This window comes from Methylobacterium sp. WCS2018Hpa-22 (assembly GCF_031843785.1).
Taxonomy (GTDB): domain Bacteria; phylum Pseudomonadota; class Alphaproteobacteria; order Rhizobiales; family Beijerinckiaceae; genus Methylobacterium.
The window spans coordinates 195023-211642 of record NZ_JAVTJA010000005.1 but is presented as its reverse complement, the minus strand read 5'-3'; the positions used below and the strand labels follow the sequence as shown (position 1 = coordinate 211642).

At 64.3% G+C, this 16620-nt stretch carries 16 protein-coding genes; 8 read left to right on the top strand and 8 right to left on the bottom strand.

What is annotated here, in order from left to right; genetic code table 11:
* Positions 1–4: 4 nt before the first annotated feature.
* The gene (locus RQI43_RS08980; protein WP_227436899.1) at positions 5–502 is read right to left on the bottom strand and encodes a cupin domain-containing protein; all 498 of its coding nucleotides are present in this window, start codon (positions 500–502) and stop codon (positions 5–7) included.
* 64 nt (positions 503–566) lie between these two features.
* Positions 567–1040 carry an SRPBCC family protein gene (locus RQI43_RS08975; RefSeq protein ID WP_227436897.1) on the bottom strand — a complete coding sequence of 158 codons (474 nt, stop codon included), beginning with the start codon at positions 1038–1040 and terminating at the stop codon, positions 567–569.
* A gap of 154 nt (positions 1041–1194) precedes the next feature.
* Between RQI43_RS08975 and RQI43_RS08970 the strand changes: the two genes are divergently transcribed.
* The 8 genes from RQI43_RS08970 (at position 1195) to RQI43_RS08935 (ending at position 9127) form a co-directional block, all read left to right on the top strand.
* Positions 1195–1659 (top strand): MarR family winged helix-turn-helix transcriptional regulator, encoded by a 465-nt coding sequence (locus RQI43_RS08970; RefSeq protein ID WP_227436895.1) that lies wholly within the window; start codon positions 1195–1197, stop codon positions 1657–1659.
* Positions 1660–2335: 676 nt separating this feature from the next.
* Positions 2336–2962, top strand: coding sequence for a hypothetical protein (locus RQI43_RS08965; RefSeq protein WP_227436893.1), 627 nt, complete (start codon positions 2336–2338; stop codon positions 2960–2962).
* Complete coding sequence (locus RQI43_RS08960) at positions 2959–3330, top strand: DUF3768 domain-containing protein (RefSeq protein ID WP_311274929.1); 372 nt, start codon at positions 2959–2961, stop codon at positions 3328–3330. Before RQI43_RS08965 ends, RQI43_RS08960 begins: the two co-directional genes overlap by 4 nt.
* A gap of 122 nt (positions 3331–3452) precedes the next feature.
* Entirely contained in the window at positions 3453–3983 is a 531-nt protein-coding gene (locus tag RQI43_RS08955; protein ID WP_311274928.1) for a DUF805 domain-containing protein, read from the top strand.
* Positions 3980–4411, top strand: coding sequence for a superinfection immunity protein (locus tag RQI43_RS08950; RefSeq protein ID WP_311274927.1), 432 nt, complete (start codon positions 3980–3982; stop codon positions 4409–4411). Before RQI43_RS08955 ends, RQI43_RS08950 begins: the two co-directional genes overlap by 4 nt.
* A 294-nt stretch (positions 4412–4705) precedes the next feature.
* Positions 4706–6949, top strand: a complete 2244-nt coding sequence (locus tag RQI43_RS08945; protein WP_311274926.1) for an ATP-binding protein — start codon at positions 4706–4708, stop codon at positions 6947–6949.
* Between the two features lies 1 nt (position 6950).
* A complete protein-coding gene (locus tag RQI43_RS08940; protein WP_311274925.1) occupies positions 6951–7412 on the top strand; it encodes a response regulator in 462 nt (153 codons plus the stop codon).
* A complete protein-coding gene (locus RQI43_RS08935) occupies positions 7412–9127 on the top strand; it encodes a response regulator (RefSeq protein ID WP_311274924.1) in 1716 nt (571 codons plus the stop codon). The genes RQI43_RS08940 and RQI43_RS08935 overlap by 1 nt, the downstream gene beginning before the upstream one ends.
* 416 nt (positions 9128–9543) lie before the next feature.
* Here RQI43_RS08935 and RQI43_RS08930 read toward each other — a convergent pair whose 3' ends face one another.
* The 6 genes from RQI43_RS08930 to groL form a co-directional block, all read right to left on the bottom strand.
* Positions 9544–9918 carry a VOC family protein gene (locus RQI43_RS08930; RefSeq protein ID WP_311274923.1) on the bottom strand — a complete coding sequence of 125 codons (375 nt, stop codon included), beginning with the start codon at positions 9916–9918 and terminating at the stop codon, positions 9544–9546.
* Positions 9919–10066: 148 nt separating this feature from the next.
* Complete coding sequence (locus tag RQI43_RS08925; RefSeq protein ID WP_311274922.1) at positions 10067–10612, bottom strand: recombinase family protein; 546 nt, start codon at positions 10610–10612, stop codon at positions 10067–10069.
* 254 nt (positions 10613–10866) lie between these two features.
* The gene (locus RQI43_RS08920) at positions 10867–11982 is read right to left on the bottom strand and encodes a hypothetical protein (RefSeq protein WP_311274921.1); all 1116 of its coding nucleotides are present in this window, start codon (positions 11980–11982) and stop codon (positions 10867–10869) included.
* 389 nt (positions 11983–12371) lie between these two features.
* Positions 12372–13208, bottom strand: a complete 837-nt coding sequence (locus tag RQI43_RS08915) for a hypothetical protein (RefSeq protein WP_311274920.1) — start codon at positions 13206–13208, stop codon at positions 12372–12374.
* Positions 13209–13855: 647 nt separating this feature from the next.
* Positions 13856–14746, bottom strand: a complete 891-nt coding sequence (locus RQI43_RS08910; RefSeq protein WP_311274919.1) for an ImmA/IrrE family metallo-endopeptidase — start codon at positions 14744–14746, stop codon at positions 13856–13858.
* Between the two features lie 196 nt (positions 14747–14942).
* The gene (gene groL, locus RQI43_RS08905) at positions 14943–16589 is read right to left on the bottom strand and encodes a chaperonin GroEL (protein ID WP_311274918.1); all 1647 of its coding nucleotides are present in this window, start codon (positions 16587–16589) and stop codon (positions 14943–14945) included.
* Positions 16590–16620: the final 31 nt, after the last annotated feature.

Genomic DNA, 16620 nt, shown 5'->3' with positions numbered 1-16620 from the left:
GGCCTCATTCGGCCTTGCGACTCGGGTCGTCGGCCGGGTTGACGTAGTTGAGCCCGAAGGGTCCTGAGCCGTTGACCTGAAGCTCGACCGGCTCGTCCGTAGTCCAGAGCGAGTGCGGCATGTCCTGCGGCAGATAGACGAAGCCGCCGGCCTTCAGGACCTTTCCTTGCGCCTTGTCGATGGTCTCTCCGTGCTGGTGATAGATCGAGCCCGAGAGGATGGTCAGCGTCTCGGGGAGGGAGTGGGTATGGGGAGCGATCACCGTGCTAACCGGGACCTTGATGCGCAGCACGAACGGGCCGGGCTTGGCCGGATCGCCGGCCAACTTACTGAGCTGGATGCCTTTCGGGAGGTTCGCCGGTCCGGCACCGTAAACGACGGCCGAGCCATCTTCGATGGCGACCATTCTCTTCGCATCGTGGCCCTCCTTCGCGGTACCGCAGCCGATGCCGGCGAGCAGAACCGCGACCGCGAGGATCGGGGTTCGAACGAAATGTCTCATGCGAGCTCCTACGCTAAAGTTCGCCCCGCCCGCGACGGCAACCGCCGCGGTTGGGAACGCGGCGCTACTTGGCCTTGTCGGAGATGCCCTTGAGGCCACCGTCGTAGATGCCGCCGACAACCTCCTCGGCCTTGGCGTCCGGTGCGCCCTTGGCCTTGAAATTGCCGGTCCAGGTCAGCTTGGAGCCCTTGCCGTCGTGTGCGACCGAGAGGGTCGACTTGTAACCCTCGACCGGCAGCGGGCTTTCCAGGATGGCATAGGTGTAGTCCATCTTCTTGTCGTCGCGGGCGACCTCCTGCTCGACGATGGTGCCGCCGCCCTTCAGGGACAGGGTACGGACCTTCTTGCCGTCCTTCTCGGACAGCACGCACTTCTCGACGGCCGGATGCCAGTCGCCGATACCGCAGAACTCGCCAATAGTCTTCCAGACAGCCGCCGGGGACGCGGCGACGGTCGTGGTCTTGGTCACGTCAAGGGCGAGCGCCGATGTGGCGGACAGGGACGCGACGGCGAGGGTCGCGGTCAGAATCTTCCTCATGGCGTTTCTCCTTGGTGACGGACCCTTGAGCCGGGTCTCGCTGGGTAGGTTTAGGGCCTGGCTGGGCGATGAGCCCGGCATCGGGTCCGAGCGCTCTTCGCCTTGACATGTTTCGTCATGCGTGAGTCATTCAGGCCTGAATGGAGTTGTAAACATGGCTTTGAAGAAGTCCAGACTGCAGTTGGACGACCAGCTCTGCTTTGCGCTCTACGCCGCGACCAACGCGGTCGTGCGCGCCTATCGCCCACTGCTCGGCGAGCTCGGTCTGACCTACCCGCAGTACCTCGTCATGCTGGCGCTCTGGCAGGACGGATCCGCGCCGGTGCACGCCTTGGCCGAGCGGCTGCAACTCGGGTCCAACGCCGTGACCCCTCTCGTCGACAAGCTTGAGGCGGCCGGCTTCGTCACCCGCGCACGCGGCGCCGACCGCCGCGTGGTATTCGTAGTCCTCACTGAGGCCGGTATCAGCCTTGAAGAAAAGGTCTCGGTCGCGCAGCAGGCCGTCGTCTGCCGGACCGGATTGCCCGAGAAGGATCTGGGCGCGCTTCGTCAGGAGCTGAAGGATCTCACAGATCGCATCGCCGTCATGGGTTTGGTGCCACAGGACGAGCCCACGTAAGGGATCGCCACGCGCCGCAACGACGGTGCATGGGTCCAGTCCGTCAAAGACCACAACAGGAGGAGACGACCATGGTCGAAGCGCCAACCTGCGGAGTCCGCATTGTGGAGAGCTTCGCTGCCAGCATCAGTCATAACGGATACTCCGTTTGGTCTGCGCTGAAACTACCTTAGAGCAGTGGGAAGGCCGAAGGGCAGATTGCGCGCCTCAAGTGCTTGAAGCGCGGCATGCGCGGCCGTACTAAACTTGATATTATCCGACGACAATTTGTTTTTGCAGCCTGATGCATCAGACTTAGCAAAGTGTTACTTTTTAGGTCGAAGGATGCTTCAGCAAACCTCAAGTAAAACTCCGCCTCTTGTGTTTTTCTTTCCGAAACTGGACGAGTAGGAAACTACCAATTGCCGCCGCTTCGCGAGCCAATCGAAAGAAAAGCAGCGCGACTCAGCATCGGGTGCCGCACCAAAATCAACCTAAGCTTGACATTAGGATGATAATCTTATAATGTAAGGGTCGCTGCGAGGTGTTTCGCAGCTAACCGGATGCCCCCGATGCCCCTGCTGTTGCGACGCCTGCCACTACCCGAGCCTCACCGGCAGCAGGCGGGTGCATCCTTCCCATTACACTCAACGCAAGGCGGCCTTCGGGCCGCCTTCCTCGTTTCTGGAGCCGTTTGATGACCCTGAACACCTCAACCAGCCCAACCGCAGCCATACCGCCCGGCCTGATCCTGTTCGGCCGCGACGAACGACAGCGCCCTCACGCTTCGCGCTTTGCCGCCGGTGACAAGGCCGAGGCCGAGCGCGCCGCTGGCCTGATGGGCATGCATGTGCTTGAGATCAGCGACGACACCCACCACAGCCTCGCGGCCGGCCTGCCGCAGGGACGCCTGTTCGGGAGTGGCAAAGCCTTCGTACCGTTCGTCAAAGCCGAGGTGTTCGACCGGCTCGTCGCGGCGGCGGGCCTGCCCGATGTCACCATGCCCGTCAGGGCCTCAGCCAAGGCCACCGGCGCCCCTCCGGCCTCAGGCGGCAGTGCCGGTGACGCTTCGGGCGCCGGAGGCCCTGGCGGCCGCTTCAAGGCGCCCGCCGATTGGCCCGGCATTGAACGGGGCTGCCTCGTGCTCGCCTGCGCCGGCCCCCAAGAGGGCTGGTTCGAGGCGATCATCATGTACACCAAAGCCGACGACGCCTTCGAGCTTCAATGGCGTGATTGGCCGGACGACCCGCTGATCACCCGGCACCGCAGCGAGCTTGGATTGCTGCCGCCCTGCGCGGTTCAAGGCGTGAAGCAAGGGGCATGAACAGGCCGACACCCATCAGCGTCGAGGCGGATCACGCCTCGACCACCCGCACCGATCAGGTGCGTGCCCTGAACGACGCCTTCCGCCGGAGCTTTGCCGGCGGCCATGTGATGCTGTCGCGCGGCGTCGCCACCCTGCCGGAGGAGCGCTGGCGCGAGGCCGAAGCAGCAGTGCAATCGTTCGCGGCCTTCAACGTCGCCGACGACCCGTATAACGAGCACGATTTCGGCGCTTTCGACCTCGCTGGGCAGCGGTGCTTCTGGAAGATCGATACCTACGACCGCGCCATGGTCGGGCATTCGCCCGACCCGGCCGACCCGGCGGTGACCGTGCGCATCCTCACCATCATGCTGGCCCAGGAATACTGAGCCTCCGACACCGATAGCCGTGCCTGCCTGCTGCCTAGCCGGCGCACCTGACCGAACGGCGTTGCGCCTGCCCCTGGCCACCGCACCGCCCTTGTCACCCCCCCATCATCAGGATTCCGAACATGAACTCGTACCTCAGTGCGATGCGGAGCTTTCGCGACTTCACCGGCCGCACCTCGCGCGGCGACTACTGGCGCTTTATTCTCGTGTACCTTGGCATCGCGGTCATCGCCCTGATGCTTGATGCGGCCTTCGCCACGGGCAACAAGGATGGCGGCCTGTTCATCGGCCTTGTCCACCTGATCCACCTCGTGCCCCAGGTGGCCGCCGGCATTCGGCGGATGCACGACACCGACCATTCGGGGTGGTGGTTGTTGCTCAGCCCCGTGGCGCTGGTCTTCGCCTGCTTTGCCGGGACGCCGGGGGTGAACCGGTTCGGGCAGCCCCCAATGGCTGGTGCCGTGCCGGTTTCAATTGGCACCGCGCCATCGGTGGCCGCCCAATCCACCCCGGTTGCGCCGGTCGCCCCGCCGCAGCGTGACGTCATCGCTGAGATCGAACGGCTGGCGCAGCTTCGCACCGGCGGCAGCCTGTCGGAGACCGAGTTCGAGGTGATGAAGGCGCAGGCCCTATCGCAGGCGCGCGGCGCGTGAACGACGACGCCGCCTTGGTGCTGGTCACGGTCACTGTTTGCGTGGCCGTCTATGGCCTGCCCTCGATCATCGCCTTCCATCGGCGCCATCCCAACCGCTGGGTCATCCTGGCGGTCAACGGCCTGTTCGGCGGAACGCTCGTCGGATGGGTCGTGGCGTTGGTCTGGGCGCTGCACGCGGTGCATCGGCCGGATCAGCCCGGCGCCTCGCAGGGCGGTGAGTCGGGGCTAAGCCTGTTCATCAACGACACCCGACGGGTCGCCCTCGTGGCAGCGCCTCACTGGGATGCGGTCGGAAGCGTGTGGCCCACCCTGTCAGCTGCCGATGCCGTGCGGGAGCTCGAACGCCTCGGCGATCTCCGCACCGCCGGTCACATCGACGAGATCGAACACCGAATGCTCAAGAGCGCGGTCCTTCGCGGACTGTAGTACGGATGGACGATATCAACCCGACCCGGTATTTCCGCATCCGACCTTCTGAGACCTTCGAATGGTCTGTTTGCCGGAGGTCTAATCGCCCCAAACAACCAAGCCACCTTAATCGTCAGCGATCAGGTTTCATCTCGCCGATCAGTACCAGCGCAAACGAACCTGTGACCTTTCAGCCCAGGCAACGGAGCTGCCACGGATGTCGCTGTCATAGGCAGGCCCGGACCCCAATGTTAATGCTCATTAATTGGTGCGGTCCGCGACGGGCTTAGCCGCCTGAAGAGGACCCCCGGGTTGAAGGCATCGAACGACGCGCCCCCTCGACTGGACCTGACTGCCTGCGACCGCGAGCCCATCCATATCGTTGGCAGTGTCCAGCCTCATGGGTTCCTGCTCACCCTCGATGTCGCCAGCCTCGAAATCCTGCAGGCAAGCGCGAACGCGCCGGAAACGGCGACCGTCGGCGCGAGCTTGGATGCCGTCCTTCCCGAGCTGGTTCCGGTCGTCCGCCGATACCTCGCCGATCCACCGGCCGAGGATGGTGCTCACTACCTGCGCACCGCGACGCTTGGCACCGGGGGCGTCTACGAGGTCGCCGCGCATCGAGTGAGCGACCTCGTCGTGCTGGAACTGGAGGAAATCGCGGACGCCTCGGTCGAGGCTGGCCTCGACGCGCTGACCCCACGGCTTCGGGCCTTCGTGCAACGCCTGAGGGTCGCCCCGACCATCGAGAAGCTCTGCGCCATCGTTGCCGAGGATATCCGACATATTACCGGCTTCGACCGCGCCCTGGTCTACCGCTTCGACCGCGACTGGCACGGGACCGTGCTCGCGGAGGACGGGAACGGAGCGCTTCCGTCGTATCTCGACCTGCGCTTCCCCGCTTCGGACATCCCGGCCCAGGCGCGCGAGCTCTATCGCCGCAACCGCCTCCGTATCATCCCAGATGCCAGCTACGCTGCGGTGCCGATCCAGCCCACCCTAACGCCGACGGGCAAGCCCCTGGATCTCAGCCAGTCGGTCCTGCGTAGCGTATCGCCGGTGCATGTCGAGTACATGCGCAACATGGGCACGATGGCGTCCATGTCGGTCTCGATCCTGGTCGATGACGCGCTGTGGGGCCTGATCTCCTGCCACAACCATGAACCGCGCCGGGTGCCGCTCCAGGCCCGCAACGCCTGCGACTTTCTCACCCAGATTTTCGCTCTGCAACTCTCCGCCCGCGAGCGTGGCGCCCAGGCGGAACAGCGCTTGGCACTCGGGTCGGTGCAGGCCCGGCTTCTCGGCTTCATGGCCGAGGAAGACAGCTTCGTCGACGGCCTGCTCAACCACCCAACCGACGTTTTGGCGCTCGTCAACGCCTCCGGTGCGGCCGTCGTCACCGGCGACCGGTGCCGCCTGATCGGGTCCACGCCCTCCGAGGCGGAGGTCCGCACCCTCTACGACTGGCTCTCCGCCCGGGACGACGACGAGGTCTTCGCCACCGAGGCGATGTCGGATCTCCTACCAGCAGCCGAAGCGTTCGCCGACAAGGCCAGCGGCCTTCTGGCGATCTCGGTCTCGAAGAAGTACGCGAGCTACGTCCTCTGGTTCAGGCCAGAAGTGGTCCGGACGGTCAAGTGGGGCGGCAACCCGGTCAAGCCGGCGACGGTCGATTCCGAGGGCGGCCCGGATCGCCTGCACCCGCGGAAGTCCTTCGAGATCTGGAAGGAGACACTGAAAGGCCGCTCGCTGCCGTGGTCCTTGCCCGAGGTCGACGCAGCCAAGGACCTGCGTGCCTCTGTGATCGGGATTGTGCTGCGCCGGGCCGAGGAACTCGCTTCGCTCAGCGAAGAGCTCCAGCGCTCGAACAAGGAGCTTGAAGCCTTCTCCTACTCGGTGAGCCACGACCTGCGGGCTCCGTTCCGGCACATCGTCGGTTACTCGAACCTCCTAAAGAGCCGAGAGGCGTCGAACCTTACGGAGAAGGGCCGGCACTACGTGGATACGATCATCGAGGCGGCGTTCTCGGCCGGGACACTGGTCGACAACCTCCTATCGTTCTCGCAGATGGGCCGCCACTCACTCAACCGCGTCGCCGGCAACATGAACGCCCTCGTCGAGGAGGTCCGCCGCAAGGTCATGCGCGACGTCCCCGCCGAACGCACCGTCCGCTGGGAGGTCGGTGACCTGGGCCGCGCCCATGCCGACCCGTTCATGCTGCGCCTGGTCATCGAGAACCTACTCTCGAACGCGCTCAAGTACAGCCGCAAAAGCCCCGAGGCGGTCATCGAGGTCGGACGCTTGCCTCCGAGGGACGGTGAGGCAGTGTTCTTCGTGCGCGACAACGGAGTCGGCTTCGACATGGCCTACGTCGACAAGCTGTTCGGGGTGTTCCAGCGACTCCATCGCGTCGAGGAATTCGAAGGCACCGGCATCGGGCTCGCCAACGTCCGCCGCATCGTAGAGCGCCACGGCGGCCGGACCTGGGCCGAGGGCATCCTCGGCAAGGGCGCGACCTTCCACTTCACGTTACCCTTGAGGGGGGAGGCACCCTGACATGGCGGCCCTGAAACCGATCCTCCTCGTCGAGGACAATCCCAACGACATCGAGTTGACGCTCGCGGCACTTGAGGCGAATCAACTCGCCAACGAGATCATTATCTGCCGGGACGGGGCAGAAGCCCTCGACTTCGTTTACCGCCGGGGCGCTTACGAAAGCCGTGCCGTCCAGGCCCCCGCTGTGATCCTGCTCGACCTAAAGCTGCCCAAGGTCGACGGGATCGAGGTGCTGGCCGCGGTCAAGGGCGATCCCCAGACTCGCTCGATCCCGGTGGTGATGCTGACGTCGTCCCGCGAGGAGACCGACGTGGTCCGTTCCTATGACCTCGGGGTGAACGCCTTCGTGGTGAAGCCGGTCGGCTTCAATGAGTTCTTTAAGGCGATCCAGGAGCTCGGCGTCTTCTGGGCGGTCCTTAACGAGCCGCCGCCGCATCGGGGAGGCTGGCCATCGAACACCTGATGGACGCCCCGATCCGCATCCTTCACCTGGAAGACAGCGACCTTGATGCCGAATTGATCGAGGCCGCCCTCGACGCTGTCGGTCACCCCTGTGTGATCGAGCGGGTCATGGACCGGCCCGACTTCATGGCCGCAGCCGTCGCCGACCGTCATGACCTGATCCTCGCCGACTACGTCCTGCCGACCTTCGACGGAATCAGCGCCTTTGCAATCGCGCGGGAGCAATGCCCAGAGACGCCCTTCGTCTTCGTGTCGGGCACGCTCGGCGAGGAGACCGCCGTCGAGGCGATCAAGAACGGCGCCGTCGACTACGTCACGAAGCAGCGCCTCGAACGCCTACCCCGCACCGTCCTCCGTGCGCTCGCCGAGGCCGGGGCCAAAGCGGACAAGCGCCGGGCCGAGGACGCGCTCCATGCCCTTAACGACACGCTGGAGATCCGCATCGCTGAACGGACCCGCGAGCTCGCGGCGTCGAACGCCGAGCTCCAGTCGCAGATCGTGGAGCGCGAGCGGGTCGAGGAGGCGTTGCGCCTCGCCCAGCGTCTAGAGGCCGTCGGCCAGCTCACGAGCGGCGTCGCGCACGACTTCAACAACCTCCTCACCGTGATCTCGGGCAACATCGAGTTCCTCGAACGCGAGGTCACCAGCGAGAGGGGGAAACGCCGACTCGCCATGATGAAGGGCGCATCCGACCGCGGTGCCAACCTGACGGCGCAAATGCTCGCCTTCTCGCGGCGCCAGCGACTGGAGCCGACACCCGTCAGCCTGAACGCTACCGTTTCATCCATGCGCGACCTGCTGCAGAGCTCGATAGGCGGCGCCGTGAAGATCGAGACGACGCTGCAGCCGGAGCTCTGGCCGGCGCTGGTCGATGCGACCCAGATCGAGCTCGTCATCCTTAACCTCGCCATCAACGCCCGCGACGCCATGGCAGTCGGTGGCAGCCTCACCATCGAAACCGCCAACGTCACGGTCACCGGCGCCCAGACCCGACCGGAGCAGCCCGTCCCGGGCGAGTACGTAATGGTGGCGGTCAGCGACACCGGTACCGGCATGCTGCCGGAGGTCGTTGAGCGGGCCTTCGAGCCGTTCTTCACCACTAAGGAGGTGGGCAAGGGCTCCGGTCTCGGGCTCGCCCAGGCCTATGGCTTCGTGAAGCAATCGGGGGGTGGCATCCGAATTGACACCGTAATCGGGGAAGGGACCTCGATCCGGGTTTACCTGCCACGCGTCGCTAGCGAGACGGAGCCCCTCCCCAAGGCACGACGGCAGGTCGATTGCGCCGGGTGGCAGGCCACCGGCGGCAAGGCCGTGCTCCTCGTCATTGATGACGACACCGAGGTTCGCGAGGTCACCGCAACGCGGCTTTCCGAGGCCGGCCACGAAATCCGCGAGGCCGGATCCGGCCTCGCCGGGCTCGCGGCCCTGGAGGCCGACCCCTGCGTCGACCTGGTGGTACTAGATTTCGCCATGCCCGGAATGAACGGGGCGGAGGTGGCCGTCGAGATCCGTAAGCGCTGGCCCGGCATGCAGATCCTCTTCGTGACTGGATATGCCGACACCATCACCCTGATGAAAGTCGGGTCGGTCGGCGTGGAGGGGATCGTTCAGAAGCCGTTCCGGGACGGCGAGTTGGAAAGCAAGGTCATCGCTGCTCTGAACAGCCGAGTTCCGACCGGCCTGCGTTTGGTATCGAGCGGAACTGCCGGCGACTGAGGATCGGCGCGCGTCGAAATAGGTCATCGATTTAAATAATTAGCGGCCATGCGAGTGCTACGCAGCGGTCTGCAGGATGCCGGAGTCGGGTCTAAGCAGGCCTGAATTTAGAGAAGAGCCGCAGATCGAGTCGCAGGGCGATCACGAGACGTCAGCGTGCTCGCCCCCGTCGGCGGGTCTCACGCGCGCGGGCGCAAGGTAACGATGTTTCCGTTCTCGGCCACAGCGGGGATGGCATGGCCGAGGCGCTCGACGACATTCTCGCTTTGATGAAGGTCGGGGCGTAGTCGCGATAAGCTGAATGTTCGCATCTAAGCGATTCCCCAATGACCGCTCACTACCCTGCTCGGACGCACAGCGTCAGCCATTGCCCTCGGTTTCGAGGGGAAGCAGAGTGATGGCGACCACGGATATTGTCACTTTGTAGCCTGGGTCCGTACGGTGAGCTTGTTTCCATCCGGATCACGAAGATAAGCAACAAAGGACCCGTTCGGGCGCTCTGCGGGAGGGCTTTCGATGGCGGCGCCACCATGCTCAGTGCCGGTCTCATGCCACGCTAGAACATGCTCGCGGCTTGATGCGGCGATACCGATGGTTCCGCCGTTGGCCACTGTCGCCAGCTTGCCATCGATGGGCTTCGTGATCATCAGCCGCCCGCCCTCGTGAGCGTAGATCAACCTGCCCCTGGGGTCCATCACGCCGGGCTTCCCTCCCAACGCGACGAATGTGGCATCGTAGAAGCTCCGAGCCCGGTCCAGATCGTTGCTGCCGATCATGACGTGGGTGAACATAACTTCGCTCCGTAGGAGGGCAGCACGGGATAGCCGTGGTAGAGCGTGGCAACGAGCCGTTGCCGATGGCATACCCACATGTATCGGGCGGCTCAACGACCACTTGTGCCAAACCAAGAAACCGGCATGGCCCGATACAGTCGGCCCGTCAGGGCTCTCTGATTACCCGATACACCTGCATACGGGAGCATCCCAATGCCATGGCAATCGTTGCGGCCCCATCACCTGCTTTCGACATCGCACTGATCCGGTCGTGGTCGAGCCGGCGCTTACCGCCGGCATATACACCGCTGCCTTTCGCGCGCTCGATGCCTTCGCGCTGGCGCTCCTTGATGAACCGTCGCTCCATTTGCGCTACCATGCCGAGCACCGTCAGAACAACGTGACCCATTTCGCCTCGGGTCAAGACGTGCGGGTCGAGCACGGTGACGTGGGCGCCGCGCTGCTCGGCCTCGTGAATGAGGTTCAGGACGTCTCGGGTATCGCGGCCGAGCCGGTCGAGGCGCGTGACCACGAGTTCGTCGCCCGGTCGAAGGAACTCTAGCACGGTCGCCAGTTCGGCTCGACCGTCGCGGCTGCCACCGGAGACCTTCTCCGAACGAATGACCCCGCAGCCTTCGGCCTTCAGCCGGGCGACCTGCCCTTCGAGATCCTGATCGTGGGTGCTGACGCGGGCGTAACCGATGCGGGCCATGGTTTGTAACCTTGAGCTTTAGGCCCGAGGCTACCTTGTCACAAATAGCCGGTGTCAACCCAGATGTTACGATGATCGATATCGGTCATGTTACGTCACAGCAGGGTATACCCCGATGTTAGTCAAATACGCCGGCGTGCGCTTTACGCCAACGAGCAGTCTTTGGCTCGGTGCTGGATAGCAGGCTTCGGTTTCACAGAATCAACCGTCCGAGTTCAACTTTAAACCTGGCACCGTTTTAGCATTTCAACGCCTTACAGGAATCGCTGAGCGGACTTCCGGGTGCGCGCCTTCGCAATACGGTCCGAGACCCTGTTAATGGTGGCTCCCAGCGTTTCGAATGGCGCGGGATCGAGCAACTTGAGGGCCGGCGGTCTCGCGAGGACTTGCTTGAACCCACCGTCGACCTTCTCCATCTCGATGTGCCCGGAGCGGATCGAGAAACGGCGACCGTCGAAGCCATGCGTGTCGGCCCACCGGGCGACCCTTTCCAAATTACTCTGCTCGAAGAACGAGATCGCGTCGTCGATGAAGGCCTGAACGCGGTGCAGGCGGTTCACGAGCTCCTTGGCGTTCCTCGTCACGTCCACCAGTCCCTTCCTGGTGTCAGGTGTCCGTGGCATCTCCAGGAACCTGTCGATCAGCGGAAGCAACTGACGCATTCCGAGCGACAACGCCGGCGTCGAAGAGAAAACGCCTCTGCCTTGGAGCGTTCCCAGTGCATGGGTCCCTTTAGAGATAATCGGGCTTCTGTCGACGCCGGGCACGCGCCCGCCCCTAGCGTGGAAGGCCTTTCGTTCCGCCTCCGTCAGGCCGGCATACCACTCGCGTGCCTGCGCCTCCCGCTCGCGCCGTCTTTCCTCGGCCGCGTGGTCTCTGACCCGCACCGGTATCGCGAGCATGCCGTCCGACCGCGCCGTCGTTGCAGTGGCGGCCGCCACAAGCTCGGGGACGTCTGCCACTAGTTGCCTGCGAAGGTCGTCGAAGGCCCGGATGGACGGATCTTGCGGCAGCCGCGCGATCCAGTCGCGATGGAGGCGGAAGGCATCGGCAAGGTCCCGGATTAGGCGCAGGGAGGATGCCCGGTCCTCCAACTGCTCGCGGCCAGTCGTAAAACTTTGCCAGTTGCCAAGGCCAAGGTGCTTGGCGCCGCATTCGTGTCCGATGAGGTAGCGCCTCTCTTGTTCGTCCCGGAACACGTATCCGCGCTTATGGCGGTGGGCGAAGGCGCAGGTCACGCTCGTGCCAACCTCGTAGCGTCCTTCGTAGGTCAGCCATTCGTCGGTTGGGGGCGCCGCACTGGTGATGTTGTCGAGCGAGAGAGGATCGTCGATGACGAAGATCCGGTCCACGAGCTCGGCATCGGACAACGTCGGGATCTGGACCTTCGTATAACCGCCCTCCGGTGCCGTAGGACGAGTTCGCGCTGCCTTGCGGCCCCGGGCATCCGAAGGGGTACGCGTCGGGGCCGATAGGATACGGTTTGCCGGGACGTCGAGGACGGCGTCGGTAAGGATCGTGGTCTCGTCGCGGACAGCATACTCGATGCCGGTCTGCCTCAAATCGGCTCCGGTGAAATTGAAGCCGCGAACGTCTTCACCCTGAAGTTCCCATCCCCTGAGATCCCGGCCCCGGAAATCGGTTGACGGATCGAGGCCACCAGCTTCGACCAAGGCCTGTAGCCGCTCCTCACGGGTGTCCCAAACGGCGGCGATCCGCGCGAGGGTCTCCGGCGCCAGTGCAGTAGTGTCGAGGCTCTTCACGAACCCTCTCCGCCCTGGGTCCGGGCGGGTGCCTGGGCGGCGGGTAAGCCGAGCGATTGTAGCGCAATCATGAACTCGCCGTCTGCCACGGCAAAACCTGCTTGGCGTTGGGATTCCCCCAGCGCCTTGGCCATCACCAGCCCGGCGACCCTGTTGCGAAGCCCTGCTTTCGCCACGCTGTGCTCCTTGACCGCCCTGGAAGACATCGGCTTCAAAGCGGCCCCGGCCTCCTTCCGATCTACTTCGCCGGATTGCCGGTCGGCCCGCTCGATTAGGACATGCCCAAGGGAGGCCGATGCAGAGACCGTAATGATTACCGGCGCGGCCGGATCCGTCCTGCCGACGACGCAAAGGGGTTTTGGGTCGCCATCCCGGTCGCGCTCCTCGCCGAAATACGTCCCCAGGAGCCGGCCGTCCCTCCTGCGAGCATCGCCACGCACCGGATCGCCGACCTGCCAGCGGTCCTGGCCCGAGGTCACGACGAGATCCGTGACGGATTGGCTGCGAACGGTCTCCTCGCTCTTCAGGCTTTTGCGCGAAGCGCGCTTGAAGCGGGCGGTGAGCTTGGCGAATGCCGAAGGCGTGGTAACGCTCGCACCGAGCGACCCCTCGATACCTAACCCAGCATCGTGCTCAACTCCCCTGCTCTGGGCCTCCGTTCCGCTGACCTCGAAAGAGCCCTTGCCAAGCCGATGCTCGTAGCGGCTTTGCGGAAGCACGGCGCAATTCTCTAGCTGCAACTGCACGTGGCAGGTGCGAAGCTGTATCTCGTAGTCATCGCCACCGATCCGGAGGAGCGACGTTCCGCAACTCAGCTCGAAGTCGACCCGCATGCCGTCACACGGCTCTCCCTGACGGACGTTGATCCCGAGCCCTGCCAGGTAATGGAGGCCGCGCGCATGCGTCGGACCGGTCTTCTCGACGCTCGAAACGGTTCCGGCGTCGTGCGGAGCAGGCGCGACCTGCTTACGTATGCGCGTCGTCATGGTGCGTGCGGACGAGTCATTGCGCTTTTAGGAGCGGGTCACGCAGGGTACGAGAGCATTTATCGAACGGAAAGGGGGCCAGGTTCACTAGGCGGGCTTTCCCACATGCCATGGCTGACCCGATGGCGCGCATGTAGTCAGGGGCGAGGTACTTCTCGATGCCATCTTCAACGGTCGGCGGCGTAAATTTGAGGGTTTCGGCCTCAAACTGAAGACTACGCTGACGGTTGTGGTGAACCAATGATATGTCGCCGTCACCCACTCGCCAGCGCCGATGGCGGGCGCGTGGCTAATCACTGGCACAACGTCGTGCTTGCCGCACGCCTGGACCTTCGGGACGCAGCAGCCGCTCTCGGCGTTGTGGAAGGTCGCGCGCTCCACCGTGCCGGCGAGCGTTTCCTTCGGCGGAGGGGTGTGAGTCGGCGGTCGGGCGTTCCCGGAGCATCAGTGCCGAGGCGCAGCCCGAGAGCAGGCAGATCCTGCATGATTCTGGCCTACCGTCGCCCCGAGTGGAAGCGGTGACGCCAGCCCTCCTCCAGCCTGCGTTCCTCCGCGCTCTCCTCCGGGACGGGTTCCAGACGCAGCAGGATCATCGCGAAGCCGTTCTGCTGGCGGTACACCTGCTCGAAGAGGGCCGGCGCGCGAAGGTCGCGGCTCACATCGATCCAAAGATCGGGACTGCATGCGGCGATGTCGCTCGCGATATCCCGCCGAAGCAGACCGCCGTGACAGAACGAGTGTACCGGGACCGGGCTGCCGACCGCGCAGATGATGGCCGGGAAGGAGAGGCTACGGTAGCAGCGCTGCACCCGGCCGTTGCCCGCCACGACGATGGCGATCCGCTCGGGGTGGTACTGCACGTAGGCCCGAGCCGCCGTTTCCTTACCGACCCCGAAATCGCGCGCGAGCGCAAGAACGTGCTGCAGATCGGGCCCGGGAAAGGCCGCCATGGCCGCTCGGAGAAGGTGCGGGGGCATCAGCAGGAGTGAGGCGAAGCGGTTGGCCTCGACCTCCCTGCGCTGCCGCTGGTCGCCCTCCTTCGCCGCAACGCGCAGCAGGTCAGAACTTTTACACTGGAACCGGCCGGGCTGATCCGGGACATGGTGCGCCATCAGGAAGTGGCCGAGTTCGTGCGCGATGATGAAGCGGCGACGCGGTTCGCCCCCGCGCTTGGCGAGGATGATCCCTTCGGACCGCTTCGCGTCGGTCGCGAGGCCGCCTTCGAACCCATCGGCGTCGAGGTCGTCGATCCTCAGGATTCCGAGGCGCGCGCATAGCTGCTGGATCGGCACGGGCACCAGAAGGTTGGGCTCGGCCTGTAAGATGCGTTTGACGAGCGCCTCCGGCGAGCCCGCGCCCCCGAGGTCTATCCTGCTGATTGCCATCCGCGCAGCCCCTTCCCATCCCTAAGCCGTTTCATCACGCCGCCACGCACCCGCGATCCCGAAACCGGACTGCGGGGAGTTCGTGCAGGCGGCAAGCCGAAATAGGCTTCGTAGCCGATTGAGGGGCATGCCAAATTGAAAAGGGCCGCCCCAAAAGGCGGCCCTATCAAACCGGAAGCTTGGGTTTTTACGCGGATCAGAAATCCATGCCGCCCATGCCCCCCATACCACCGCCGCCACCGGGCATCGCCGGCGCTTCATTCCTCGGAGCATCCGAGATCATGGCTTCAGTGGTGACCAGAAGCCCAGCGACTGACGCGGCACCTTGTAGTGCTGCACGCACGACCTTTGCGGGATCAACGATACCGGCCTGGAGCATGTCAACGTACTCCTCGGTCTGGGCGTTGAAGCCATAAGTCGCCGATGAGTTGGCAAGGATCTTCCCGACCACAATCGAGCCTTCGACGCCCGAGTTCTGGGCGATCTGACGGATCGGAGCTTCAAGCGCCTTCAGGACGATCTTAATGCCGGCCTGGACGTCAGGATTGTCGTTGGTGAGGCCCTGAGCCGCCGCCTTGGCGCGAAGGAGCGCCACGCCGCCGCCAGGCACGATGCCTTCCTCGACCGCCGCACGGGTCGCATGAAGCGCATCATCAACGCGGTCCTTCTTCTCCTTGACCTCGATCTCGGTCGAGCCGCCGACGCGAATGACGGCGACGCCGCCGGCGAGCTTGGCCTGCCGCTCCTGGAGCTTCTCACGGTCGTAGTCCGAGGTGGTGTCCTCGATCTGCGCCTTGATCTGCGCCACACGTGCTTCGATGTCGGCCTTGTCGCCGGCACCGTCGATGATCGTGGTGGTCTCTTTGTCGATGCGTACCCGCTTGGCGTGGCCCAGCATCTCAAGGGTGACGTTCTCGAGTTTGATTCCGAGATCCTCGGCGATCATCTGGCCCTTGGTCAGCAGGGCAATGTCTTCGAGCATGGCCTTGCGACGGTCACCAAAGCCCGGAGCCTTCACAGCGGCGACCTTGAGGCCGCCGCGCAGCTTGTTCACCACGAGGGTGGCGAGCGCCTCGCCCTCGATATCCTCGGCAATGATGAGTAGCGGCTTGCCCGTCTGCACCACAGCCTCAAGGATTGGCAAAAGCGCCTGGAGAGAACCGAGCTTCTTTTCGTGGATAAGGATGTACGGATCCTCGAGATCCGCCATCATCTTCTCGGGGTTCGTCACGAAGTACGGCGAGAGATAGCCACGGTCGAACTGCATACCCTCGACGACGTCGAGCTCGGTCTCGGCGGTCTTGGCTTCCTCTACGGTGATGACGCCCTCCTTGCCAACCTTCTCCATGGCGTGAGCGATCATCTCGCCGATTTCCTTGTCGCCATTGGCAGAGATCGTGCCTACCTGGGCGATCTCCTCGGAGGAGGCCACCTTGCGGGCACGCTCGCCGATATCTTTCACGACCGCAGCAACAGCGAGGTCGATGCCACGCTTTAGGTCCATTGGGTTCATGCCGGCGGCCACGTACTTCACGCCCTCGCGGACGATGGAGGCAGCCAGCACGGTTGCCGTTGTGGTGCCGTCACCAGCGATGTCGCTCGACTTCGAAGCCACTTCGCGCACCATCTGAGCGCCCATGTTTTCGAACTTATCGGCGAGTTCGATCTCCTTGGCGACGGTGACGCCGTCCTTGGTGATGCGGGGCGCGCCGTAGCTCTTCTCGATGACGACGTTGCGACCCTTGGGCCCCAGCGTGACCTTCACGGCGCTGGCAAGAAGCTCGACACCGCGCAACATTTTCTCGCGGGCATCGACGGAGAAACGAACGTCTTTGGCAGCCATGGGGGTGATCTCTTCAGTGATGTAAGGCCCT